This is a genomic window from Pseudonocardia sp. CA-142604, assembly GCF_050948475.1.
GTDB lineage: Bacteria > Actinomycetota > Actinomycetes > Mycobacteriales > Pseudonocardiaceae > Pseudonocardia > Pseudonocardia alaniniphila.
Map to the genome: position 1 here is coordinate 3,965,368 of NZ_CP192045.1, position 23,897 is coordinate 3,989,264.

A 23,897-nucleotide genomic window follows, 5' to 3' on the forward strand; every position below is an offset into this window, starting at 1 on the left:
ACGTGCACGACCCGGATCGCGCCGCCCGGAGGATCGGGCTGTCGTGTCAGGGCACCGGCGTGATGGCCGTGCCCGTCGCGAACCAGGACCGGATGTTGTCGATCATGCACTGGTCCATGGCGTGGCGGGATTCGAACGTGTTGCTGGCAATGTGCGGGAGAACGACGACGTTGTCGGCCTCCCGCAGCGCCTGCGGCACATTCGGTTCGTCGGCGAACACGTCGAGACCCGCACCGCCGATCGTGCCGGTCACCACGGCGTCGACCAGCGCCTTTTCGTCCACCAGCCACCCGCGCGCGATGTTGACGAACACACCCTCCGGGCCGAGCGCGGCGAGCATCTCGGCATCGACGAGATCGCGCTGTCCCGGGCCGCCCGCTGCGCACAGGAACAGGAAGTCGGACTCGCGCGCGAGCTCCACCCCGGAGGAGTACAGCCGGTGATCGACATCGGGCGCGGGCCGCGGGTCGTAGTAGCCGATGGTCATGTCGAACGCAGCGAGCCGCTGCGCAAGGAGCCGTCCGATCCGGCCCATGCCGAGGATGCCCGCCCTCTTGCCGGAGAACCGCCTGCCGGATGCCGGAGGCCCACCTGGACCCCATTTCCCTGCCCGCACCCACCGGTCCCCGGCCGTGATCCGGCGGGAGACGTCCATCGCGAGCACCACGGCGGTGTCTGCGACGTCCTCGTAGAGGACCGGCGTGGTCGTGACCACGACTCCCCGCTCACGGGCGTAGGTGAGGTCGGTGCGTTCGAGTCCGACGCCGAACAGCGCCACGATCTCCAGCTTCGGCAGCGCATCCATCATCGGCGCGGACAGGCCGATCATGGGGCTGGACAGGCCGCCCCTGATCCGTTCCGCCGCCGCGCCCAGCGAGCCTGCGACGTCGTCGAACGACTCGACCTCATGCAGCGTGAACTCGGCACCGAGCGCCTCGAGCACCGCGGGGCGCTGGTTGCCGATCACGGCGATTTCGACGCGATCCCGTGCGGTCATGCGTACTGCCCGGTCTTGGGGAGCACGACCTGCCTGCTGCCTTCGAACGCCTGGGCGACGACCGCCGTGGCGGCCTGCCGCATCAGTGCGGCGTCCGAGCCGACCGTGAACATCGCGTATCCGCGGGCGTGCCAGCGTCGTGCGGTCTCGACGCTGTCGCAGTGGATGCCCGCGACGACGCCGTGGCGTCGGCAGGCGTCGACGACCGTCTCGATGAGCCGTTCGTGCTCGGGGTCTGTCACGTTGAGAGTGGGTGTCATGCCGTGGCCGAGTGCGAGGTCGGACGGGCCTACGTAGATCGCGTCCACACCCGGAACCGCCAGGATTGCGTCGAGGTTCTCCACCCCGCCGGGGGTCTCGATCATCACCGCCACGATCGTGCGCCGGTTGGCCACCTCGGGGCTGTAGTTCTCGACGTCGAACGCCGCGCGGATGGGGCCCCACGAGCGCATTCCCATGGGCGGGTACTTCGCGGCGGCGACCGCGGCCCGTGCCTCCTCCTCGGAGCTGACCATCGGCACGATCACTCCCTGCGCGCCCGCGTCGAGCGCCTTCATGATGTGGTCGGGCTGGTTCCATGCCACCCGCACGAACGCCGGTGTAGCGGTGATGGACAGTGCCTGCAGCATCGGCGCCATCTGGTCGTAGGCCACGAGCCCGTGCTGCGTGTCGATGCACACCCAGTCGAATCCGCTGCGGCCCATCAGCTCCGCGGAGAACGGGCTGGGGATGGAGCACCAGCCCCCGATCGTCGCGTCGGTGCCGTCCCACAGTTCGCGCAAGGTCTTACCCATGATCTCTCCCCGCTTGTCGTCGGTCACGCGAAGCTCAGCTCTCGCCGGCTTTCGATCTTGTTGTCGTCGAGGTCCATGCCCAGGCCCGGCTCGGTCGGCGGCGTCACCTCGCCGTCGACCGGGTGGACGGGATGGGCGAGGAACCACTGGTGGATCGTGTTCCACTTGAGCAGGTACTCGACCATCGGCGTGAGCGTCGGCGGCTGGGCGAAGCTGATGTGCGTGTTCGCCGGCACCGAGTGGCCGTGGGGGATGAGCTGCACGTCGTACGCGCTCGCCAGCGCCGCGATCTTGAGCATCTCGCTGATGCCGCCCGCCCAGTACGTATCGGGCTGGTAGAGGTGCATGGCGCCGACGGCCATGAGCTGGTGAATGCCCCAGCGTGTGTACTCGTGCTCCGCGCCGGACACCAGGATGTCGCTGCGCATCCGCCGGGTGATCTCGGCGTAGGAGTGCGGCTTGTCCGGCAGAACGGGTTCCTCGATCCACCGTGGCGCGTACTCCGCCAGCCGGTCGGCCATGCGTAGTGCGTACGGCACGTCCCACGACATCCACGCGTCGACCATGATGTCGACGCCCGGCCCCACCGTGTCGCGCAGCGCCGCGATCAGCGCGACGTTGGCCTCCATTCCGGCCTTGCCGTCGGTGGGCCCGTGCCGGGGGAACCACTTGGTGGCGCTGAACCCCTGCGCCACGATCTCGGCCGCGCGTTCTCGTGCTGCGTCGAGGTCCAGCGAGTAGCCGAGCGCGGAGGCGTAGGCCGGGATCGAATCCCGCACCGGGCCGCCGAGCAGCACGTACACCGGCACTCCGAAATGGCGACCCTTGAGATCCCACAGCGCGCAGTCCAGGGCGCTGATCGCCATCATCTCGACGCCCTTGCGGCCGTGCACCGCCGAGCGGTACATGACGTCCCACAGGTACTCGGTGGCAAGCGGGTCCTGGCTCACCAGTAGCGGTGCGAAGCCTGTCTCGATGATGTGCGCCTGCTCCCGCGTGATCGGCCCGGCTGTGCCGGTGACGCCGTCGTCGGTCTCGATGTGGACGAACACCGAGGTGATCCGGTAGGCACCGGCGCCGGTCGACGGCAGGAACGTCGGTCCCTCGGCCCGGAACTGGGGGTAGATGTCGACGGGGCGGATCAGGCGTTCCTCCCAGAACACGCCCGGATGGTCCATGGTGCCGCTGTACTCCACGCAGCGGACGGCTGCGATCTTCACGCTCGGTTCCCCTTCGTCGAAGTGCTCAGCCGCGGTCGTACTCCTCGAACTGTTCGTGGATCTGCTCGCAATCGGCTTCGTCCTCCCGACCGCCCCTGGACGTCGGACCTCGTTGAGGCGCGGGTCGCGCGGCCAATTGATTGCTACGGGTCGAATGCCGGCGAGCGCAGCCCCACGCTGTGCTGCGCGGCGAACATGGTGTCGCGTCTGCGGCGTAACGACGGATCGAACGCGTCGGGCATCGTGACTCCTCTCGACGTGGAACCCGACGGCGAGCGTGGGCCAGGGAGCCCCAGGGGAGTGACGGACGTTACGGCAGCGTAACATCTGGTCTGACCAGATTGGAAGGCCAGCCTCCGGATTCCGATCCGGTCAGCGCGACAAGGAGACGCCGTGAAGGAGCAGCACGCCCTCGTGGCCGAGCTCGTCCCCTTCCTGCTTTCCCGGGGCTACGCCCGCAACGAGCGGGCGCCCTCGGAGCGGGAGCTCGCGGTGCGGTTCCAGGCGAGCAGGCCCCAGGTTCGCGAGGCGCTGTCCGTGTTGGAGGCGCTGCGCCTCATCGAGCGGCGTCCGAAGTCCGGCATCTATCTGACGACGGAGTCCGCCAGCATCGAGGCGCTGGCGCTGTTCGCCGAGCTCGGCATCCCGCTGTCGCGGGAGGAACTCAACCAGACGGCAGAAGTGCGGCGCATCCAGGAGCTCGAGGCGGTCCGGCTGGCATGCCGAAGGCACGACGACGCGAACATCGATGAACTGCGGCGCTGCCTCGGCGAGTGGGACCGCGCCATCGCGGCGGGAGAACCGGTCGGCGAGCTGGATCGCGACTTCCACTGCGGACTCGTCAAGGCCACCCAGAACATGGTGCTCCTGCGGCTGGTGAACATCTTCTACCTCATGACGAAGCGGCAGCGAGAGTTCTACTTCCAGAACCGCGACCGGCGCAGGCAGTCGAACGCCGAACACCGGCGGATCTTCCAGGCCGTCCTCGACCGCGACGAGGAACGCGCCGTGCAACTTCTCGACGCCCACCTGGTCAGCGCGGACAGCTACTGGAACGGACTGCTCCCGAGCTGAGCCGACCCCGATCCTGACGGCCCCGTTCGGCGCGGACGGGGCACACCGTGCCGTCGCTCAGGCCAACGCCCGAGGGGGGCACTCACTCGGCTGTCGCGAGGTCAACCGGCGCGACTGGTTCATCCCAAGCCGCCGGCGCCTCGGCCGTGCTCGTGTCCAACCACGGCGGACGCCGGCTCGACGGCACACCCGCCGCACTCGACCAACTGCCCGAGATCGCCGCCGTGATCGGAGTTTGCTCACATTGCGGTTCAGTGGGGCTGAACCGAAGCGAATTGTTGGGGATGTGCCAGGACTGCGGATGCCCGAAAACTCCTTTGTGGCTCGACTCGGACGTGCGAAGGTGACCTCTCGTTTCTGGCGCCGCACGATGCCCGCGGTTGCCGCTTTTCTGCTGGTTCCGTCGCTTGTCGCCGGGTGCGCTGCAGAGGCCCAGGGTGACGCGAGGCCGCTTGCCGAGCGCGACAGCTATCACATCGGCCTGCTGCAGATTGCCCCGGCGGCTGTGCTCGATGCGACGGTGCGCTCGTTCCAGGACGAGCTGTCCAGGTCGATGGCACCGAAGCCGGTCACGTTCGACGTGATCGATGCGCAGGGCGATCAGAGCCGCATCGCGAGCGCGGCGCGGGATCTCGCCGGCTCGGCCGACGACGCCCTCGCGGTGATCGGGACGCCCGCCGTGATCGCGCTGGCCCGGCAGGAGACTCATCGGCCGGTCATCGCGATCGCCATGGGCGACCCGGTCGGCGCCGGCGTCGCGGAGAGCCTGGACTGGCCCGGCGGGAACGTCACCGGCAGCGTCGACTACGTCGACCCGGCGTGGCTCCTCAACCCGATCATGACGGTCCGGCCGGCGCCGACCCGGCTGGGCACCGTGTACGACCCGTCCAACCAGAACATGGTGGTGTGGATCGACGCCCTGCGCCGGGCTGTCGCTGCGCACCCCGGGCTCCAGTTGGTGGAGGCGACCATCTCGGGGCCTGCCGATGTCGCGAGCGGGGCCCGCAGCCTCGTCGGACGCGCCGACGCGGTGCTCGTCGGGCCGGACGCGGCGGTGTTGGCGGGCCTTCCGGCGGTGGGCTCCACGGTCGGCGGGGCCGGCGTTCCGGTCTACGTGTCGAGCGGCGGCGCGAGCGTCGATGGCGTCCTCGCGAGCATCGGGCCGGACTATCCGGCCGTCGGTGTGCTGACCGGCCGGGTCGCGGCCACGGTCCTGCTCGGGACGCCGGTGGGTGAGGTCCCGTTCGGTCGCCCGACCGGAGTGCAGTTCGTGATCAACAAGAAGACGATGGACGCGCTGGATCTCAGCTTCCCGCCGGCCATCCTGGGCACGGCGACGGTGCGCTGATGGTCGAGCGGCTCCTGCTGGACACGCTGACGGGGACATCCCGGAGAGCGGAGCGGCACCGCTGCTGGTAGCCGCACTACCAGTCGACATTCCGTATTCGGACGAACGATGGGGTGATGACAGCAGTCTTTTATTGCTGGACTGCAACACCCGGCGGCCGAGATCATCAACCTCACGAGCGGGTCCTACAGACCGGAGGACCGACGCAAGGAGGCGGACCACTCGATGACGTGCCGGGTTGCCACGGTCACCACCTGCTTGCTGGTGGATCGAGATCGACATCGGGTTGTCCGCCACATGGGCACGGTGGCCGTCGTCGCGGTGATCGCGTGAACGCAGATGTGGTCTACGTGGCCTCGGGTCGTGAGCGGCGCCGCATCGCCGACCTGATCGACGAGCTCGACGCCGATCAATTGGGCTCGCCGAGCCTGTGCGAGGGCTGGACCGTCCGCACCGTTGCCGCCCACCTCGTCGCAGCGACCACGCCATCGAAGCTGTCGTTCGTCGGCGAACTGCTTCGACATCGCGGTGATGCGCACGCGACCAACGACACCATCGCGCGGCGGATCGCGGCTGCCGAGCCCGCCGGAGAGCTCGCCACGCGCCTACGGCGTAACGCGGACAGCCGGTTCGCACCGCCCTTCGTGGGCGCGCGGGGGCCGCTGACCGACGTGCTCGTCCACGGTGGCGACATGCGCCTTCCGCTCGGTCTACCCCACACGCCCGACCCCGCGCACGTCCGTCCCGCACTGGAGTTCGTCACCACAGGGCGCCCGGTCGGCTTCGTGCCCCGAGGCCGGTTGCGCGGGCTGCGGCTCGTGGCCACGGACCTGGACTGGACGTGGGGTGACGGCGCCACCATCGAAGGCCGGGGCATCGACCTGCTGATGGCTGCCTGTGGACGCCACGTGATCCTTGCGAACCTGACAGGCGCGGGCGCCGCGGTTCTGCGGGATCGCCTCCCTCCGCCGAATCCGGCCTGACCACGAATGATCCGCGGTGCTCATGAGGGCGATCGCGCCGCTTCCGCCGTAACCGATTTCATGCGGGAGTAGCGGTGGTCGAACGATGTGGGTGAATCGGGTCAAAAGAGAGTGTGGCCGATTTCCACATGCTGAACCTGTGTTGCAGATCAAAAAGTGAATTCGCGAGATGAGACTGGCGAGCGTGCTAGGAACGTAGCCATGAATCAGATCGACGAGGAACGTGTCCACCTTGCTTCGATGATGTGGGAATCCCACAAGCCGCTGGTTCTGTGCGCCCTGGTCCGACTGGGTATTCCGGATCTGCTCGCGGACGGGCCGGTGAGCGCCGAACAACTCGCGGAGAGGTCGGGAACTCACGCGGCGTCGCTGAACCGCCTGCTCCGGGCTGCGATCACCACCGGCACCGTGACCGTCGACGGTGCTCGCTTCGGGCTCACCACGCGCGGCGAGCTGCTGCGCGCTGACGTGCCGGGCTCGATGCGTAACCCCCTCCTCTGGTACGGGTCCGGCGAGAAATCGCTGTCCTGGGGAAAACTCGACAACAGCGTCCGCTCCGGGCAGGACGCTTTTCACCATGTCTTCGGTCGTGGCTTGTTCGAACACTTGTCGGAACACCCGGACAAGGAGGAGATCTTCAATGAAGCGATGGCCGCGACCAGCGGCAGCATCGCGCACGTCCTGAGCGATGTCCCCGAGATCGCCGGATCTGCCCGACTGGCAGACGTGGGAGGGGGAAGTGGCGCCATAATCGCCGGCGTGCTCGCCGCGAACCCTCACATGCAGGGTTTACTCTTCGATACCGAATCCGGGCTGAGCGGCGCCGAGGCAACTGTCTCGGCGGCCGGGGTGCGCGAGCGCTGCGACATCGTTCCCGGCGACTTCTTCGAATCGGTTCCCGGTGGCTGCGATGCGTACCTCCTGAAGCATGTGATCCACAACTGGAGCGACGAGGACGCCGTCACGATCCTGCGGCACTGTCGGGAGACCATGCCGCCGGACGCCGCGTTGTACCTGGTGGAGACGGTGGTTCCCGATGACCCGGCGGAGTTCGACGCGGTCACCATGATTCGGGATCTGAACATGCTGGTTCTGGTCACCGGCAGGGAGCGCACCAGAACGGACTTCGAGCAACTGCTCACCGCGGCCGGCCTGGAGCTGACCGGTGTCTCCCGACTGGCACGACCGGCGCACCGCTCCTGCTTGATCAGCGCGTCAGCGGCCTGAGACTCCGGTGCACCGGGCAGCGGGAGGGTGCTGCCCGGTGCACCGCACGACGAGGACGCCCGTTACCTCGGCGCCGGAGTCGATCCCGAACTGCGGACGCCGGCCCCGCGCTTCTCAGCAGGCTCTCATCGGTCGGTTGCGGGCAACCACGACCGGAGAAGCTCAGGGTGATGTCCCGCGTAGAAATCGGCGATGAATTCGGTCAGAGCCTGCGGGTTGGTGACCGTTGTGAGGTTCTTCGACCAAATCTGGGTTGTCGTGGCACTGACCAGTATCCGGACGCGGTTGGTGAATCCACGGATATATGTTGCGACGGGGCACGCACCCTTGACCCGCGCACCCTTGATTCCTTCACTCAGCAAGAACGCCGCCAACTCGTCGCCCGTTCTGAACCGCCCGAAGTCTTCAATGCTCTGCTTCGCGAGCTGCTCATCCGGAGTGAGCGTGCCGTTCACGTCCATGTATTCCGTCGTAGTGGCTCCTCAGACCGGCGCAAGGGCAGGATCTCGTCGACCCCTGCGGGACTGACCTGCCTACCGACCAGCCTGACACAGCAACTGTCGGCATCACGGCGCCTGTGACCCATTGGGCGCCTGACGGCCGTTGGCGCTCGCCGAGGGAGCTTCCGGTCTGATTGCTCCACGCCGAGATCATGCGGCCGGGTTGTTCCCGGTGCCGTAACCGCTGGTCGGAGCTTTACGACCGCTGATGTGCCGGCGCGTCTACCGTGGCCGGCCCGGGTACTCCATTAGGCGGTCGGCATTCGTCCGCGCGCGGTACCACCGCCGAGCGACCGAGGGGCGTGCGAGCTGGACGACGTGCTGCGGATCACTACGATGTGGAGATCCAGGGGTGCCGTGCTCCGGGCCGACGGGTGCCCGGAGGAGGCGAGTGGCAGAGCTGCTCAGAGGATCCAGGCTGCCGGGACGTCGCCCGTCTTGCGCGTGACGAAGGCGATGTAGTCCAGTGGCTTGCCGTGCACCGACAGTCGATGCCGGTAGTGCTTGACGGCCAGGGGCACGATCGTCTTCTCGGCGAGCATGCGTTGGATCAGCCGGCTGAAGCCGCTCGGGTCGTTGTCGCGGAGGAAGTCGTCCTTGATGGTGAATGCCAGCAGGCCGGGTGTCTCGATGAGGTTGAAGGCGCCGACGAAGGCTGCGGGTGGGATGTCGCCGAACCCGAGGGCGGCCACCGTGGTCATCGTGTTGAGGTCGGCGTGGACGAGGACGTCGTGTTGTTCGAGTGTGAGATCGGTGAGGTCGGCGACGAGGTAGTCGTCGTAGACGTTCGGGCGGTCGCGTCGGGTAGCGGCGGCGGCTTCTTCGAGGATGTCGACGCCGTGCACGGTCTCGACGCCGAGTGTGCGGATCTCTTCGCCGACCATGCCGTTGCCTGCGCCGACGTCGAGCACGCGCAGGTTCTCGGGGTTCATCGCGTGGTCGGCCAGTGCTGTGGCGAGCAGGTCGCGGACCAGGCGGGGGGAGACGCATTCGAGCATGTCGTAGAAGAGGCGCTCATACATTCCGGGGATGTCGTAGATCCGGTGGTAGTCGTGGAACCGGATGCGATCGCGCCGTCCGTCGACCAGTACTTCGCACCACTCCTCGTCCTGGTCGAGGAGCAGGTCACCGTCGAGCTCGGGAAGAAATACCTCGAAATCTGCCGATGGCGTGACTCCGGGCAGGTCGAGTCGGTTCGAGTTCACGATGGTCATAGCGCCTCCGAAGGTCTTCGCCGAGAAACAACGGAAGCGCGACCCAGGCGCCGGTCGAAGCGCTGTAGTGGCCATACTCCCGGCCACTCGCCACACATCCGTCTACTTGGATTGACCATACAACGAGGTCTGTAATCCGGCTGGCTCCGTAGGGTGCAAAGAAAATGTTGGCAACGGGGCCGGCCTCAGGAAGATCATCGCTATTCTGTGGAAATCGACGAAGACATGTCCGGTATCAGTGATGAAGATCACGAACGGCTCGCCTCTATTGCTGTGGATGTCTAGGATGCGCCAATTCGCCTGCGGCAGCAAAGGGCGAGAGGGCTGAGTCGCTCGCTGGTCATGCTTCCATGAGAGGGCTGTGTCCACCCGAACTCGCATGCCGCCGTCCGCCATGGGTGGTGTGCGGGCGAGCGATGCCGTGCCTGCTGTGCCGGTTGGGTTGGGGATGGCGCCTTGCTGCGCCGGGTTGTTTCCCCATCGCGCCATGCCCCGCAGTCAGCATCGGCGAATGACGTGTGTGCATGTGCCCATTACGGTCTCGGTAGGAATCGATGTCGTCGATGAGCAGGCACTTGAGGCGCGTCATGTCACCGGCCTGTGCCGCGATGATGAAGGTGGCCAGCAGGCGCCCGCGATCCTCGGGATCGACCGGCATGCGCCGTTGTTCGGCGAGATGCATGCGCGCTCGCCGCGCGAGTTGTCGTGCGTTGGACTCGCCGATGACGAGCGTGGTGGCGATCTCGCAGAACGGGTATCCGAATGCCTCCCGGAGGATGTAGACGGCGCGTTCGATCGGTGACAACCGCTCGAGCAGGAGCCGGACGGCGAGTTCCAGCGCCTCGATCCGTTCTGCTCTCGACGGAGGGTCCTCGGCGGCATCGGACGCACGCTCCGGCAGCCAGCGGCCGACCGAGACCTCGCGACGGGCGCGGGCCGACGTGGCTGCATTGAGTGCAAGCCGCGTCGTGATCGTCACGAGGAACCCGACTCGATCACGGACGCCTGCCCGGTCTGCGGTCTGCCAGCGCAGCCAGACCTCCTGGACGATGTCTTCGGCATCGGCCACACCGCCGAGCATCCGGTACGCGATCCCGAACAGGCGTGGCCGAACGCTTTCGAAGTCCGCCACCCCTTCGGCCACTGCGGGGACGGGCGGATCATCCGCCGCCATCGGCTCGGGTGTGACCACCTCCGCGATGACCGGATGAACAGACGTCGCCGCGTCCACCGTTCTGCTTGCCTCCGACGGACCTGAGCTCGCTATGACGTCGACGTCGGACAAGCGCATGAGGAGATTCCTGTTCGTTCGGGCTCAGGCCCCGGGGAGCGGCTTTCCTCTCCGACCGAGGTGGTGACGCAGCTACCGTCGCTTTGCCCGGGTTGCGATCGCGCCCGTCGGAGGTCCGGGCCTACCCCGGGCCAGGGTCCCCGGGGCACCGGTCGATGCCCGCAGCTTCGGCAGCACGAGCCAGCCGCGACTCGGACGCGTGACGCAGCGATATGGGCCCATGTCGCGGGACCGGGCGGCACGGGGGTCTTGCGCGGACTACCAGGGGCCCCCAGGGGCCTGCCCTGGTGCGATCAGCGGCTCGTCGGCGCGACGGTGATCTCGGTTGATGGGCGCCCGGCCCAGGCCTGTGTACCGGTGTCGGACGACCGACGGCCGCGCGACATCAGGAGCCATTCCCAGAAGGGGGTCGAGGTGGACTGGCGTTTCCGAGCCGCCTGCCGAACGGAGGACCCGGAGCTGTTCTTTCCGATCGGTTCCAGCGGGCCGGCACTGCGTCAACTGGCGGAGGCCAAGGCGGTGTGCCGACGATGCCTGGTGCTGTTCCAGTGCCGCATGTGGGCGTTCTCGACGGGCCAGGAGACCGGGGTGTGGGGCGGCTTGAGCGCGGGTGAGCGCCGCGCGATGCGACGGCACGATCACACGGATCCGCCCCTTCACGAGCTGCATGCGGGATCGCAACCGTCCGACGAGCCCGGTGCTGCTCGTCGTGTCCCGCGTTGACGACGTCTGCGAGATCGCGGATCCCTGTGCCGCAGTCTCCGGCGGGAGCGTCGGGCGGGTTTCGTCAGACCGGGGCGGACGCCTGAGCAGCGTCGGGCAGCACCCCGGAGAGCTCCTTGCGCGAGCTGACGCCCAGCTTCGTGAACACCTTGCGCAGGTGCCATTCGACGGTGCGTGGACTGATGAACAGCTGGGCACCGATCTGCGAGTTCGTACGCTGACGCGCGGCGAGCCGGGCGATCTGCGCCTCCTGGGCTGTGAGGTCGTCGCGAGTCTCGACGGTGCGCTTGCGCGCCGTCTCGCCCGTGGCCAGCAGTTCGCGACGAGCCCGCTCGCCGAATCCCGTAGCGCCCATGGCAGTGAACAGTTCGTGAGCCGCCCGCAGATGCTCGCGCGCGTCGAGACGTCGGCCTTCGCGGCGCAGCCATTCTCCGTAGAGCAGACGAGCCCGGGCGAGCTCCGCCCGGACCGCCGTGCGGCTCAGCCGTTCGATCGCCTCCCGGTAGAGCCGCTCCGCGGCGTCGCCCTCGCTCAGCAACGCACGCGAGCGCGACTCGACGCCGAGTGCCCAGTCGGTGCCGCTGGCCTGCGTCATCGCGGAGAGCCGTTCGAGCGCATCGGCCGCGACGTCGGTGGCGCCGCTGCGGGCCGCCGACTCGATCAGCTCGACCAAACCCCAGTTCGCCGCGGCCAGTTCCTGCGGGCAGTCACCGGCCGCTCGAGCCGGGATCAGTGCTTCCTCGTACCGGCCCAGGCCGTTCAAGAGCAGCGCGCTCGCCCACTGTGCGACGCTCGCCCCGATACCCTCGCCGCGGCTCACGACGTCGGTCATGCTCGCCTCGATCAGCGGGAGGGCGTACTCCTCACGGCCCTGCCACGAGCCGAGGACCATGACTTCGTAGAGGGGGCGTTCGCTTCCGGTCGCCTCCCTCACCGCCCTCGCCTCATCGACGACCGACGCCGCCGCTTCCGGGTCGCCGACGAATATCAGCATGATGAGGTGCGCGTTGAGGGCGAGGAGAAGCTCGCTGAGGGCACCGGCATCTCGGGCGATCTGCACGTAGCGGGTGGAGAGGATGCGGAAGCTCTCGTCGTCCCACACATCGGCCGCGACCACCGACGTGACCCAGAGGGACCGCAGGCCGTCGGCAACCGAGATCTCCTCGGTGCGGAACGCCCGCAACGCTCGCCGTGCGATCGGCAGCGAAGCCGAGTAGCCGTCCCTGACCAGGGAAGCCAGGGCCTCCAGCAGGATGTCGCCTCGGTGGCGCTGGCCCGTCGTCGCTCGCGGTACGGCGGCCGCCAACTCCGCCAGGTCTGCGGCGCGGGCGAAGCGGCCGGCGTACAACGCAGCCGAGAAAGCGCTCAGGTAGGTCTGACGGGCGAGCTCGATATCGAGCGGCTCGAGTCGCTTGGCGGCCGCGAGCAGCAGTCGGGGCGCCTCGTTGCTGCGGCTCGACGCGTAGGCGGTCTGGGCACGCATCAGATCGACCCTCGCCCGCCCGAGATCGTCGAGCGGTCCTGCCTCGGCCGTCGCGAGCAGGTCCAGGGCCGGGTCGAAATCGCCGGCCTGGAGTTTCGCCTGTGCCGCCGCCAGGACGCGGGCAGCACGGTCCACCGGATCGGGGGTCAGCTCGGCCGCGCGTTCGTGGAAGGCGGCTGCCGCGGCGAATCCACCGCGGGCCTGTGCGCGGTCGGCCGAGCGCTCGAGTTCGGTCGCGACCGCCTCGTCCGGTCCCGAGCTGGCCTGTGCGCGGTGCCATGCCCGGCGGTCGGGATCGAGCTCAGCCGCCTCGGCCAGCGCGCCGTGCACCTCCTGCAACTCACGGACGTCGGCCGCCCGCCATGCTGCCGAGCGCACCAGTGGATGACGGAACCGGACCCGGGCACCGAACTCGATCAGACCTGCCTCGGCAGCCGGGGTCGCCGCGCCCGGTGGGATACCGAGCCGCTCGGCCGCACCCCATAACACGGTGACGTCGCCGACCGGTTCGACGGCGGCCGTGAGGAGGAGCCGTCTGGTGTCGACCGGGAGCGGTGCGAGCCGTTGAAGGAACCCCTGTTCCATGCGACTCACCAGCGGCATCGCAACGGGCATCCCGAGCCCGAACGCCAGCTGCGCCGGGGTGCGGCTTCGCGGTAACTCCAGCAATGCCAGCGGATTGCCGCGCGCCTCGGCGATGATCTCGTCGCGCACGGCCGAGTCGAGTGGGCCACGGAGTGCCGTGCGGAGCAACGCTCGGGCATCCGCGTCACCCAGGCCACGGACAAGCATCTCCGGAAGCTGCCGGAACGCCTGATCATCAGCGGTCGATCGGGTCGCGAAGACCAGTGCTACGGACTCAGCGAACAGACGGCGGGCGACGAATGCGAGCGCCTGCGCGGAGGCTTGATCGAGCCACTGTGCGTCGTCGACGAGGCAGACCAGTGGGCGATCCTCGGCGACGTCGGACAGCAGGCTCAGCACGGCCAGGCCGATCAGGAAGCGGTCGGGTGTACTGCCGTCCCGCATGCCGAACGCCGTTCCCAACGCGTCCTGCTGGGGGGCGGGAAGCCGATCGAGTCGGTCCAGGAACGGTGCGCAGAGCTGGTGGAGCCCGGCGAACGCGAGCTCCATCTCCGACTCGACGCCTGTGGCACGCGCGACGTGGCACTCGGCTGCCCTACCGGCCAGGTGGTCCAACAACGCGGTCTTGCCTATCCCGGCTTCGCCGCGAAGGACGAGTACGCGGCTCTGCCCCGTGCGGACACTCGCGATGAGCTGTTCCAGTGACTCGCACTCGCTGCGGCGACCACGCAGGCTCGGCCCGCGATCACCCCTCGACATAGCCTCCGCCGCCGTTAGACAGGCCGTCAGTCTAACGACTGCGTCCCGCCCGACGATCAGATTCCGATCGGTGCAGGATCACGCTGTGGGTAGTGGTCGGAATGTGGGTCGAGGCGCCGGAGAGGGCCGCCGCTTCATTCGGACATATGACGGAAATCCGGCTCATCGAGGCCATGGTGTCCGTGAGCATCGCCACGTCGGCCAGCCCCGGCCGCGGCCACACGGCTCCGGGCCGCTGGTCGAGATCGGGTATTTCGGACCATTGACCCGACGTTGCGTGTGGATCACCCCGCAGATGGGGGTATCGCCGCTGCTCGTGGTCGCAGCACCACGTCGTCCTCCCGTACCGGATCTTGCGCCGTCGCGATCGCGTATCGGACGCTGGGTGTGGCTGACGCCGAGGACGTCGTGAAGGGCGCCTTGGGGCCGTCGGCGGGGAGCGACGCGGTGGTGGTGTTGTCGAACAGCGACCCTCGGCGCAAGCTTCGCGGCAGGCGTGGTGAGTGCGCGGCACTGGATCGGTTGGTGGCGAGCGTCCGGGCCGGCCAGAGTCAGGTACTGGTCCTGCGCGGCGAGGCGGGTGTCGGCAAGTCCGCGTTGGCGGAGTACCTGGTGGAGAGCGCGGCAGGATGTCGGATCGCGCGGGCGGCAGGCGTCGAGTCCGAGATGGAGTTGGCCTTCGCCGGGTTGCACCAGCTCTGCGCGCCGATGATGAGTAATCTCGAATGCCTTCCCGGCCCGCAACGTGACGCGTTGGCCGTCGCGTTCGGTCTGAGTTCGGGTAGCGCGCCCGATCGTTTCCTGGTCGGGTTGGGGGTACTCAGCCTGCTGGCCGAGATGGCCGAGGAGCAGCCGCTCGTCTGCGTGGTGGACGACGCTCAATGGCTTGATCGGGTCTCCGCACAGACGCTGGCCTTCGTCGCACGACGGTTGCTGGCGGAACGGGTGGCGTTGGTGTTCGCGGTGCGCGGACCGATGCACGGACCGGCCGAGGACCAGCTGGTGGGGCTGCCGGAGCTCGTGGTCCGGGGCCTGCGCGACGGCGATGCGCGTGCGCTTCTGGATTCGGTGGTGCACGGCCGGCTCGACAAGCGCGTCAAGGACAGGATCGTGGCCGAGACCCGCGGCAATCCGCTGGCCCTGCTGGAGTTGCCACGGGGCTTGACGCCGGCGGAGCTGGCCGGTGGGTTCGGGCGTCCTGACGCGCGGCCACTGGAGAGCCAGATCGAGCAGACGTTCCTGCGGCGTATCGGCTCGCTTCCGATCGCGACGCAACGGTTGCTGCTGGCGGCTGCCGCAGAGCCGGTGGGGGACGTGCCGTTGCTGAGGCGTGTGGCCGAGCGGCTCGGCATCGGGCCGGAGGCCGTGATGGCGGCCGAGGCCGCCGGCTTGATCGAGTTCGGCGCGCGGGTGCGGTTTCGTCATCCGCTGGTGCGCTCGGCGGCCTATCGCGCGGCAGGGCCCGGGGACCGCCAGGAGGTGCATCGTGCGCTGGCCGAGGCGACCGATCCCGAATCAGACCCGGATCGCCGGGCATGGCATCGGGCCCACGCGGCGGTGGAACCCGACGAGGCCGTGGCCGGCGAGTTGGAACGCTCGGCCGACCGTGCCCATGCCCGTGGCGGTATCGCGGCGGCGGCCGCGTTCCTGAGGCGTGCGACCGAGCTGACGCCGGATCCGGCCAGGCGCGCAGCGCGAGCGTTGGCCGCGGCCCGTGCCAGCCTCGAGGCCGGGGCCCCCGATGCGGCGCTCGAGCTCCTCGCCGCCGCGAAGATCGGCCCGTTGACCGAGCTTCAGCGCGCGCAGCTGGCCCGGCTCTGCGCCCAGGTCGTCTTCGCCCGCATGCGCAACAGTGATGCTGTTCCGCTGCTGCTCCGTGCGGCCGACCGGCTCGAACGGCTCGACGCCGGTCAAGCACGTGAGGCGTACCTCGAAGCACTGGGCGCAGCGATCTTCGCCGGACGCCTCAACGAACGGGGCGAGTTGCGGGAGGTGGCCGACGCTGCCCGCGCTGCTCTGCCGGGCCCGCAGCCACCACGGCTGATGGACGCGCTCCTGGAAGGTCTGGCCACGCGGTTCGCCGAGGGCTACGTCGCAGGTGTGGAGCCGATGCGGCGCGCTCTACAGGCGTTCCTGCAGGACGCCGGGCGTCACGAGGACGACAACATGCGCTGGCTCTGGCTGACGTGGCTTGTCGCCGCCGATGTGTGGGACGACGAGGCGTGGCACGAGCTGACCACCCGTGTGGTCCGTCGGGCTCGCGACACGGGTGCGCTCAATGTCCTTCCCCTTGCCCTCACCTACCGCGCTGTTGTGCACGTGCACGCCGGGGAGTTCGCCGCAGCCTCTGCGTTGATCGAGGAGTCCGACGCGATCACGAAGGCGACGGGCAACGCGCCTCTGAGGTACGGCTCGCTGCTGTTCGTCGCCTGGCGCAGTGGTAACGCCGAGGGGTCGGCGCTGATCCAGGCCGATGTCGACGAAGCCGCCGTCAGGGGCGAGGGACGCGCCATCGGGCTGGGCGATTACCTGATCGCCGTGCTGTACAACGGCCTCGGTCGGTACGACGTCGCCCTGGCCAGCGCCGAACGGGCGTGCGAGCACGACGATCTGGGCGGCTTCGGCTTCGCCCTCGCCGAGCTCGTCGAGGCCGGCGCCCTGGGCGGCGTTCCCGACGTGGCCGCGAGCGCCCTGCAACGACTCGAGGAACGAACCAGCGCCAGCGGCACGGAGTGGGCCCTCGGCGTTCTGGCCCGGTCGAGAGCACTGCTCAGCACAGGCCGCGCCGCCGACGTGCTGTACCGCGAGGCCATCGAGCGCCTCGAGCGAACCCGGGTCGGCGTTCACCTCGCCCGCGCCCACCTGGTGTACGGCGAGTGGCTGCGTCGCGAGAACCGGCGTCTCGACGCACGCGACCAACTGCGAACCGCCCACGAGATGCTGCACCGTTTCGGTGCCGAAGCCTTCGCCGAGCGCGCCCGCCGCGAACTCCTGGCAACAGGTGAGTCGGTACGCCGGCGCGCGGCCGAGACACGTGAGGGCCTCACCGCGCAGGAGACCCAGATCGCCCGGCTCGCCGGCGATGGATTGACGAACTCCGAGATCGGCGCCGAGCTGTTCATCAGCCCGCGCACCGTCGAATGGCATCTGCACAAGGTGTTCACCAAGCTCGCCGTGAACTCGCGCAGCCAGCTCCGCGGCGCGCTGGCCGACACCTGACGGGCGGCCGCGGGGCCGGCCACGGCGTCGCTCAGGAGATCGTGGCTCCCTGTCACATTCTCCGGTCCTCCCCTGTCCATCTGGTGACACCTTGAGCAGATGGGGGTAGGCGACTTGGACGTCTATGAGGCGGTAACGAGCCGGCGTGCGGTGCGTGGATTCACCGACCGGCCTGTTCCGGGGGAGGTGCTGCAGCGCGTCCTGTCCGCCGCGGCGTGGGCGCCGTCCGGATCGAACCTGCAGCCTTGGCATGCCTACGTACTGACCGGGGCGCCGCTGACCCAGCTGAAGAAACGCGCCGGCGAGCGCATAGCCGCAGGAGACCCCTGGGACGAACCGGAGTACGAGCAGTACCCGTCTGCGCTGAAGTCTCCCTATCGCGAGCGCCGAGAGGCCTTCGGCGAGCAGCGTTACGGCGCACTCGGTATTCCGCGTGAGGACGTGGAGGCGCGCCAGCGGGCGGCTTCCGCGAACTGGGACGCTTTCGGGGCACCCGCCGCCCTGTTCTGCTACATCGACCGCGACATGTGCCGGCCCCAATGGTCCGACGTCGGCATGTTCCTGCAGACCATCATGCTGCTGCTCCGCGCCGAAGGCCTGCACTGTTGCACGCAGATGGCGTGGGCGAAGTTTCACGAGACCGTCGCGGAGGTCCTCTCGCCCCCGGCCGAGCTCATCCTCTTCTGCGGCATGTCGATCGGGTTCGAAGACGTCACGGTGCATCACCCTCGTACGGGCCGGGCGCCGCTCGACGAGACGGTCACGTTCATCGACGGCTAGCTGGGGATCCGGTCACCTCAGAGGCGCCTGTGCTGTGCCCTGAAATCAGGAGTGGATCCCCATCGGACCCTGCGCTGGAAATGAAGAAGAGGAAGTCGAAGCCTTCATCCGTATGCTGTACGAGCAAATGGCCGTGCCGTTGTTCGCGTTCGCTCTTCGGCTCACGAGAGACCGCACTCTGGCCGAGGACGTCGTACAGGAGGTACTGGTACGCGCCTGGCGCCGCGCCGAGCACCTCGACCCCGGCTCCGACGCGCTACGTGGGTGGCTGTTCGCTGCGGCCCCCCCCCGTGAAGTCGCGCACGCACCACGCATTACGGGCATTGCGGATGCTACTGCAAGAGATCGAAGTGCAGCCACGCTGACCAGGGACGTCGAGAGCGGACGATCCGGACTGATGTGGGCGAAACCCGCTCATTCGGGTCTCGCGATCCCGGTCTGCTGACGAGGTCGGATACAGCCGGAATCCGGGACCCGGGGTGATTCCAGGGGGCACCACAGGTCCCCCCTGGGGCCTGGCGGGGGACGATGAGGGCCGGCGAGAGACGCCCGGGCCGCGCAATCGCGACGCCGTGACGGTGGCTCGACTGCACCGACTGCAAGGGCCGATGCCCTGCTCTGTGATCGCCGAGCTGCATCGACCGCCGCCTGAGCAATTTCCACGACCTAGGGAGAGTAATGTCCGAGTTCACGTCCGTCGACGAACGTCAGTGGATCCACGAGGATGTGGTGGGTCACGCCATCGATCGGTGCACTCTGTGGCGTGACGACACGATCTCGTTCTCCTTCGTGAAGTTGCCGCCGAACTACGATCTCGGCTTGCACAAGCATGAATCGTGGGTCGCTGTCTACCTCGTCGAAGGAACCATGAAATGGGAAAGTGACGGTGAGGAACGCAAGGTCGGCGCGGGTGACTTCTACTTCGTGCCCGACGGCGAGGAGCACGTGGAGACCTCGATCGACGAGTGCCTGGTGATGATCATAAAGGCGGAGCCCAACGTGCAGTATCGGATCGACCCGGCGGGCAATCGGATCTAGGCGGCGACGCCTGACCGGTCCGCCCGGACCGATCTCTGTGGGCCGGGGCCGAGAATTGCCGAGGGGGTATTGTCGGCCCGGTCTCCCGTGGATCGGATGTGACGTGGCCGGAGCGGTGTTGTCGTCGAACGTCCCAGAGGGCGGCCGGACCGGCTCTGAATCGCCGCCTCAAAGCGCGAAATATGGTGAAAGTGCTGTTTCACAGCGGGCGCGAGGACATCCTGAGGTGAAACGGCGTCTGGCGTTGCGGGGCAGGCAAGCTGAGTGCGAGGCACTCGAGCGGCTGCTCAGGGCGGTTCGAGCGGGAGAGAGCCGTGCGCTGGCGATCTGCGGCGAGGCCGGAATGGGCAAGACGTCCTTGCTGGAGTACGTGGTCGAGCGTGCCCCGGGATGTCGGGTGGCGCGGGCTGCAGGAGTGCAGTCGGAGATGGAACTGCCCTTCGCGGGTCTCCACCAGTTGTGCGCGCCCATGCTGGGGAGCCTGCAGCGGCTGCCCGCACCCCAGCGCGACGCCCTGGCCACGGCATTCGGGCTGAGTGCCGGACCGGCGCCGGACCGGTTCCTCGTCGGGCTGGCCGTGCTCGGCCTGTTGGCCGAGGTCGCGGAGGAGCGGCCGTTGATCTGCGTGATCGACGACGCACACTGGCTCGATCACGCCTCCGCGCAGGCGCTGGCCTTCGCCGCGCGCCGGCTGCGAGCCGAATCCGTCGCTCTGCTCATCGCGGCCCGCACACATGAGGTGTCCGCGGAGTGGTCCGGGCTACCGCAACTGCTCCTCGCCGGCCTCCCCGACGACGAGGCCCGGGCACTGTTGAACGCCGCAGTGCCCGGGGTCGTGGACAACCGGATTCTCGACCGGATCGTCGCCGAGACCAGGGGCAACCCGCTGGCGTTGCTGGAGTTGCCCCGCGGGATGACCCCCGCCGAACTGGCCGGCGGGTTCGGTTCACCGCGCGCGACCGCGATTCCTCAGCAGATCGAGGACAGCTTCCGGCGGCAGCTGACTCCGTTGCCCGTCGACACGAGGGAGCTACTGCTGGTCGCAGCGGCGGAGCCGGTGGGGGATCCGGTTCTGGTGTGGCGGGCGGCCCAGGGTCTCGGCATCACGGTTGCGGCAGCGATGCCGGCGGCCGGGCTCGTGGAGATCGCGGCGCAGGTGCGGTTCCGGCATCCGCTGGTGCGCGCGGCGATCTACAACGCCGCCACCCCGCAAGAGCGACAGAACGTGCATCGCGCCCTGGCGGAAGCCACCGACCCCGAGGCGGAGCCCGACCGCCGGGCTTGGCACAAGGCACAGTCAGCACCGGGGCCCGACGAGGACATCGCCGCCGACCTCGAGCAATCGGCCGGGCGCGCACGAGCCCGTGGCGGATTGGCCGCCACTGCCGCGTTCCTGACGCGGGCCGTCGAGCTGACCCCCGATCCGCAACGCCGGGCCGAACGCGCGCTGGCCGCGGCGAAGGCCACACATCAGGCCGGATCGCCCGACACGGCCTTGAACCTGCTCTCGATCGCCGAAGCCGGTCCGCTGGACGAACTCGCCCGCGCCGACGTTCTGTACGTGCGTGGACAGATCGTCTTCGCTCAGCAGCGCAGCCGCGACGCATCTCCGCTGCTGCTCGAGGCCGCCCGCCGGCTCGAGCCGCTCGACGTACCCCTGGCTCGCGAGACCTACCTCGACGCGCTGCGGGCCGCCAGGTTCGCCGGTGCATTGGGCCGTGGCGTCAGCGTGCGCGAGATGGCCGAAGCTGCGGCAGGAGCGCCCCCGGCGCCGCACCCGCCACGAGCAGCCGATCTGCTCCTCGACGCACTGGCCGTGCGATACACCGACGGATACGCGGCTGCGGCACCGATGACGACGCGGGCGCTGCGCGCCTTCTGCGACGCCGACATCTCCGGCGAGGAAGGACTACACCGGTTCCACCTCGTCTGCATGATCGCGATGGATCTGTGGGACCACGAGACCTGGCATCTGCTCTCCGGGCGGCTGCTTCGACTGGCACGCGAGGCAGGCGCCCTCACCACGATGCACCTGGCCCTCGCCGCACGCAGCCTTGCGCACACGTACACCGGTCAACTGAACGAGGCGGCGGCGCTGGCCGAGGAGCAGGAGACGCTCACCGAAGCGACCGGAAGCCGGCACGCATCCCACAGCGCGCTGATGCGCGTCGCCTGGCAGGGCCGCGAAGCCGAGACGGCTCAGCTGATCGACGACATCACGGCGGAGGCCCTGAATCGTGGCGAAGGATTGTCGCTGACCATCGCCGGGTGGGCGCAGGCGTTGCTCTGCAATGGCCTCGGCCGCTACGAGGACGCGCTGACCGCGGCCCGGCATGCCCGGGAACAGACGGCTGAGGGTGCCGCCGCCTGGGAGGCACTCGTCGAGCTCATCGAAGCAGCCGCTCGCAGCGGTGAAACGGAAGAGGCAGCCGACGCCCTCACACTGCTCTCACAGATGACCCGTGCGAGTGGCACCGACTGGGCGCTGGGCATCGAGGCCCGTTCCGCTGCCCTGCTCAGCACCGGGGACGTCGCCGAGACCGCCTACCTGGAGGCGATCGACCGGTTCGCCCGCTCCCGCGTCCGGGGCGAACTCGCCCGTGCCCACCTGGTCTACGGCGAATGGCTCCGCCGTGAGCGCCGCCGCCTCGATGCCCGCGAGCAACTGCTCACCGCCCACGAGATGTTCGCGGCGATGGGAATGGAGGCATTCGCCCAGCGCGCCACCCGCGAGCTTCAGGCTGCCGGTGGAACCGCCCGCCATCGCCCCGTCGAGTCCCATACCGAGCTCACGACCCAGGAGGCGCAGATCGCGCGCCTGGTCCGAGAGGGCCTCACGAACAACGAGATCAGCGTCCGGCTGATACTCAGCCCGCGCACCGTCGAATGGCATCTCAGCAGGATCTTCAGCAAGCTGAACATCACCTCGCGTCGACAGCTGTGACATCTGGCTCGACGGGCTGACCCGATGAGTGGCCTGACCAGCGCCGGAGTGGCGGTCTCGCTCGGCCACGGCGTCGAGCGCGGCGACACGACCCGCTGCGGCTCCGGCGCCGCCGCCGCGGTCATGGTTACGCTCGTCGACGTCGGCATCGACCACGACGATGTGGCGGAGAAGCCGATGCTCGCGGCCGCGAGATGCAGCGGCGGAGATGAGGACGATCCGGCATGACTGATCCACGAACGTTCGCCATCGTCGGCGCGGGACTCGCCGGAGCGAAGGCGGCCGAAGCGCTGCGCGTCGAGGGCTTCGACGGACGCATCGTCCTGCTCGGGACCGAGTCTCATCGGCCCTACGAGCGGCCGCCCCTGTCCAAGGGCTACCTCCTGGGCAACGCCGACCGCGACAGCGCCTACGTGCACCCGGCGGAGTGGTACCCGGAGCATCGGGTCGAGCTCCGTGTCGGCACCACCGTCACCGAGATCGACCGCCGCGCCCACGAACTGGTCATCGGCGAAGGGGACCGGCTGGCCTACGACAAGCTGCTCCTGACCACCGGCGCCACACCACGCCGCCTCCCGGTGCCTGGTGCCGACCTCGACGGCGTGTACTACCTGCGCGACTTCGGCGACAGCGACCGCCTCAAGGCTGCGTTTCGCCCCGGCGCCGTCGTCGTGATCGTCGGAGCGGGATGGATCGGCCTGGAAACGGCGGCCGCTGCCCGCACAGCCGGCGCCGAGGTCACCGTGCTCGAGACCGCCGAACTGCCACTGCTGCGCGTCCTGGGGCGGGAGATGGCGACGGTGTTCGCCGACCTGCACCGCGACCACGGCGTCGACCTGCGGTTCGGGGTCGATGTCAGCGCCATCCGGCCCACGGACGAGAACCCGTCGAGTGCCGGTTCCGTGTTGCTCGCCGACGGCACCGAGCTCGCCGCCGACGCCGTGGTGGTCGGCATCGGGGTCACCCCGAACGTCGAACTGGCGCGATCCTGCGGTCTGAACGTCGACGACGGCATCCTCGTCGACAGCCACCTTGTCAGCTCCGACGACGACATTCTCGCCGCAGGCGACGTCGCAAACGCCTACCACCCGCTGTTGTGCAGGCAGATCCGAGTCGAGCACTGGGCGAACGCGCTGCACCAACCGGAGGTCGCTGCCAGGACGATGCTGGGCGAGTCGGCCTGCTACGACCGGCTGCCGTACTTCTTCACCGACCAGTACGACCTCGGGATGGAATACACCGGGTACACGGATCCCGACGGCCAGGAAGAGCTTGTGGTCCGAGGCGACACGGCAGCCCGTGAGTTCATCGCGTTCTGGCTGAAGGACGGACGTCTCACGGCTGCGATGAACGTCAACATATGGGACGTGACCGAGCCGATCGGAGACCTGATCCGTTCCGGTGCGCAGGTCGACGCAAGCAGGCTCGCCGACCCCGACGTCCCGCTGTCGAGCCTGTCGCCGAGCCAGTAGAACCTCACCCACCAGCGGCGGGAGCTGAGATCGAGGCACTCGCCGGTGCGCCTTCGGCGTAGTCGCGGGTGTGCTGGAGAGCGCTGTTCGCGGCGTGTTCACCTGCTCGGGCGCCGGGAGGGCGTCGAAGTGACCAGCTCCTCTGACGAATCGGATGACCGCCGCGACCGGGCAGTAGGAACTAGCACAGACTCCCGAGGAGTGAGAGAGACATCGCTCACATTCGGGGCGTTCCGACTTTCCTCT

20 protein-coding genes are annotated in these 23,897 nt (G+C 68.6%); 13 read left to right on the plus strand and 7 right to left on the minus strand.

The genetic code is table 11. From position 1 onward, the window contains the following. Positions 1 to 46 precede the first annotated feature (46 nt). The 3 genes from ACQPZQ_RS18105 to ACQPZQ_RS18115 are packed head-to-tail and all read right to left on the minus strand — an operon-like array spanning position 47 to position 3,011. Positions 47 to 997 carry a 2-hydroxyacid dehydrogenase gene (locus ACQPZQ_RS18105; protein ID WP_433297235.1) on the minus strand — a complete coding sequence of 317 codons (951 nt, stop codon included), beginning with the start codon at positions 995 to 997 and terminating at the stop codon, positions 47 to 49. Further along, positions 994 to 1,818: an HpcH/HpaI aldolase family protein gene (locus tag ACQPZQ_RS18110; RefSeq protein ID WP_433297237.1), complete on the minus strand. Its 825-nt coding sequence runs from the start codon at positions 1,816 to 1,818 to the stop codon at positions 994 to 996. The genes ACQPZQ_RS18105 and ACQPZQ_RS18110 overlap by 4 nt, the downstream gene beginning before the upstream one ends. Further along, positions 1,815 to 3,011 (minus strand): enolase C-terminal domain-like protein, encoded by a 1,197-nt coding sequence (locus ACQPZQ_RS18115; protein ID WP_433297240.1) that lies wholly within the window; start codon positions 3,009 to 3,011, stop codon positions 1,815 to 1,817. The genes ACQPZQ_RS18110 and ACQPZQ_RS18115 overlap by 4 nt, the downstream gene beginning before the upstream one ends. 393 nt (positions 3,012 to 3,404) lie before the next feature. On the opposite strand from ACQPZQ_RS18115, the gene ACQPZQ_RS18120 reads away from it, so the two are divergent. The 5 genes from ACQPZQ_RS18120 to ACQPZQ_RS18140 all read left to right on the plus strand — a co-directional run bounded on the left by ACQPZQ_RS18120 (position 3,405) and on the right by ACQPZQ_RS18140 (position 7,643). Beyond that, positions 3,405 to 4,085: a FadR/GntR family transcriptional regulator gene (locus ACQPZQ_RS18120; RefSeq protein WP_433297242.1), complete on the plus strand. Its 681-nt coding sequence runs from the start codon at positions 3,405 to 3,407 to the stop codon at positions 4,083 to 4,085. A 47-nt stretch (positions 4,086 to 4,132) separates the two neighbouring features. Then, entirely contained in the window at positions 4,133 to 4,432 is a 300-nt protein-coding gene (locus ACQPZQ_RS18125; RefSeq protein WP_433297244.1) for an alpha-hydroxy-acid oxidizing protein, read from the plus strand. Further along, positions 4,429 to 5,433, plus strand: a complete 1,005-nt coding sequence (locus ACQPZQ_RS18130) for an ABC transporter substrate-binding protein (protein WP_433297246.1) — start codon at positions 4,429 to 4,431, stop codon at positions 5,431 to 5,433. The genes ACQPZQ_RS18125 and ACQPZQ_RS18130 overlap by 4 nt, the downstream gene beginning before the upstream one ends. 329 nt (positions 5,434 to 5,762) lie before the next feature. Then, positions 5,763 to 6,416 (plus strand): maleylpyruvate isomerase family mycothiol-dependent enzyme, encoded by a 654-nt coding sequence (locus ACQPZQ_RS18135; protein WP_433297248.1) that lies wholly within the window; start codon positions 5,763 to 5,765, stop codon positions 6,414 to 6,416. 201 nt (positions 6,417 to 6,617) lie between these two features. Continuing rightward, a complete protein-coding gene (locus ACQPZQ_RS18140; protein WP_433297250.1) occupies positions 6,618 to 7,643 on the plus strand; it encodes a methyltransferase in 1,026 nt (341 codons plus the stop codon). Positions 7,644 to 7,768: 125 nt separating this feature from the next. Here the strand turns inward: ACQPZQ_RS18140 and ACQPZQ_RS18145 are convergent, their stop codons facing one another. The 3 genes from ACQPZQ_RS18145 to ACQPZQ_RS18155 all read right to left on the minus strand — a co-directional run bounded on the left by ACQPZQ_RS18145 (position 7,769) and on the right by ACQPZQ_RS18155 (position 10,588). Continuing rightward, positions 7,769 to 8,104 carry a hypothetical protein gene (locus ACQPZQ_RS18145; protein WP_433297253.1) on the minus strand — a complete coding sequence of 112 codons (336 nt, stop codon included), beginning with the start codon at positions 8,102 to 8,104 and terminating at the stop codon, positions 7,769 to 7,771. Between the two features lie 443 nt (positions 8,105 to 8,547). Further along, positions 8,548 to 9,357: a class I SAM-dependent DNA methyltransferase gene (locus tag ACQPZQ_RS18150; protein WP_433297255.1), complete on the minus strand. Its 810-nt coding sequence runs from the start codon at positions 9,355 to 9,357 to the stop codon at positions 8,548 to 8,550. Between the two features lie 340 nt (positions 9,358 to 9,697). Next, entirely contained in the window at positions 9,698 to 10,588 is an 891-nt protein-coding gene (locus ACQPZQ_RS18155; RefSeq protein WP_433297257.1) for a sigma-70 family RNA polymerase sigma factor, read from the minus strand. A 474-nt stretch (positions 10,589 to 11,062) separates the two neighbouring features. Between ACQPZQ_RS18155 and ACQPZQ_RS18160 the strand changes: the two genes are divergently transcribed. Continuing rightward, entirely contained in the window at positions 11,063 to 11,371 is a 309-nt protein-coding gene (locus ACQPZQ_RS18160) for a WhiB family transcriptional regulator (protein WP_433297259.1), read from the plus strand. A 64-nt stretch (positions 11,372 to 11,435) separates the two neighbouring features. On the opposite strand, the gene ACQPZQ_RS18165 is transcribed toward ACQPZQ_RS18160, so the two are convergent. Next, positions 11,436 to 14,198, minus strand: coding sequence for an ATP-binding protein (locus ACQPZQ_RS18165; RefSeq protein ID WP_433297261.1), 2,763 nt, complete (start codon positions 14,196 to 14,198; stop codon positions 11,436 to 11,438). Positions 14,199 to 14,585: 387 nt separating this feature from the next. On the opposite strand from ACQPZQ_RS18165, the gene ACQPZQ_RS18170 reads away from it, so the two are divergent. The 7 genes from ACQPZQ_RS18170 (at position 14,586) to ACQPZQ_RS18200 (ending at position 23,651) form a co-directional block, all read left to right on the plus strand. After that, positions 14,586 to 17,417, plus strand: coding sequence for an ATP-binding protein (locus tag ACQPZQ_RS18170; RefSeq protein WP_433297263.1), 2,832 nt, complete (start codon positions 14,586 to 14,588; stop codon positions 17,415 to 17,417). Between the two features lie 114 nt (positions 17,418 to 17,531). Then, entirely contained in the window at positions 17,532 to 18,197 is a 666-nt protein-coding gene (locus tag ACQPZQ_RS18175) for a nitroreductase (RefSeq protein WP_433299273.1), read from the plus strand. A gap of 127 nt (positions 18,198 to 18,324) precedes the next feature. Continuing rightward, complete coding sequence (locus ACQPZQ_RS18180; RefSeq protein WP_433299275.1) at positions 18,325 to 18,642, plus strand: sigma factor; 318 nt, start codon at positions 18,325 to 18,327, stop codon at positions 18,640 to 18,642. Between the two features lie 233 nt (positions 18,643 to 18,875). Then, complete coding sequence (locus ACQPZQ_RS18185) at positions 18,876 to 19,235, plus strand: cupin domain-containing protein (protein WP_433297265.1); 360 nt, start codon at positions 18,876 to 18,878, stop codon at positions 19,233 to 19,235. Positions 19,236 to 19,461: 226 nt separating this feature from the next. Next, on the plus strand, positions 19,462 to 22,179 hold the full coding sequence (locus ACQPZQ_RS18190; protein WP_433297267.1) for an ATP-binding protein: 2,718 nt from the start codon (positions 19,462 to 19,464) through the stop codon (positions 22,177 to 22,179). A 24-nt stretch (positions 22,180 to 22,203) separates the two neighbouring features. Then, positions 22,204 to 22,407, plus strand: a complete 204-nt coding sequence (locus tag ACQPZQ_RS18195; RefSeq protein WP_433297270.1) for a hypothetical protein — start codon at positions 22,204 to 22,206, stop codon at positions 22,405 to 22,407. Continuing rightward, the gene (locus ACQPZQ_RS18200; RefSeq protein WP_433297272.1) at positions 22,404 to 23,651 is read left to right on the plus strand and encodes an NAD(P)/FAD-dependent oxidoreductase; all 1,248 of its coding nucleotides are present in this window, start codon (positions 22,404 to 22,406) and stop codon (positions 23,649 to 23,651) included. The genes ACQPZQ_RS18195 and ACQPZQ_RS18200 overlap by 4 nt, the downstream gene beginning before the upstream one ends. The last annotated feature ends 246 nt before the right edge of the window (positions 23,652 to 23,897 follow it).

What these genes read in the sequence shown, in the direction of transcription:
- ACQPZQ_RS18105 (WP_433297235.1), bottom strand. Translation starts at nt 997, where the DNA reads ATGACCGCACGGGATCGCGTCGAAATCGCCGTGATCGGCAACCAGCGC.
- ACQPZQ_RS18140 (WP_433297250.1), top strand. Translation starts at nt 6,618, where the DNA reads ATGAATCAGATCGACGAGGAACGTGTCCACCTTGCTTCGATGATGTGG.
- ACQPZQ_RS18145 (WP_433297253.1), bottom strand. Translation starts at nt 8,104, where the DNA reads ATGGACGTGAACGGCACGCTCACTCCGGATGAGCAGCTCGCGAAGCAG.
- ACQPZQ_RS18150 (WP_433297255.1), bottom strand. Translation starts at nt 9,357, where the DNA reads ATGACCATCGTGAACTCGAACCGACTCGACCTGCCCGGAGTCACGCCA.
- ACQPZQ_RS18165 (WP_433297261.1), bottom strand. Translation starts at nt 14,198, where the DNA reads ATGTCGAGGGGTGATCGCGGGCCGAGCCTGCGTGGTCGCCGCAGCGAG.
- ACQPZQ_RS18180 (WP_433299275.1), top strand. Translation starts at nt 18,325, where the DNA reads ATGGCCGTGCCGTTGTTCGCGTTCGCTCTTCGGCTCACGAGAGACCGC.
- ACQPZQ_RS18185 (WP_433297265.1), top strand. Translation starts at nt 18,876, where the DNA reads ATGTCCGAGTTCACGTCCGTCGACGAACGTCAGTGGATCCACGAGGAT.
- ACQPZQ_RS18195 (WP_433297270.1), top strand. Translation starts at nt 22,204, where the DNA reads ATGAGTGGCCTGACCAGCGCCGGAGTGGCGGTCTCGCTCGGCCACGGC.
- ACQPZQ_RS18200 (WP_433297272.1), top strand. Translation starts at nt 22,404, where the DNA reads ATGACTGATCCACGAACGTTCGCCATCGTCGGCGCGGGACTCGCCGGA.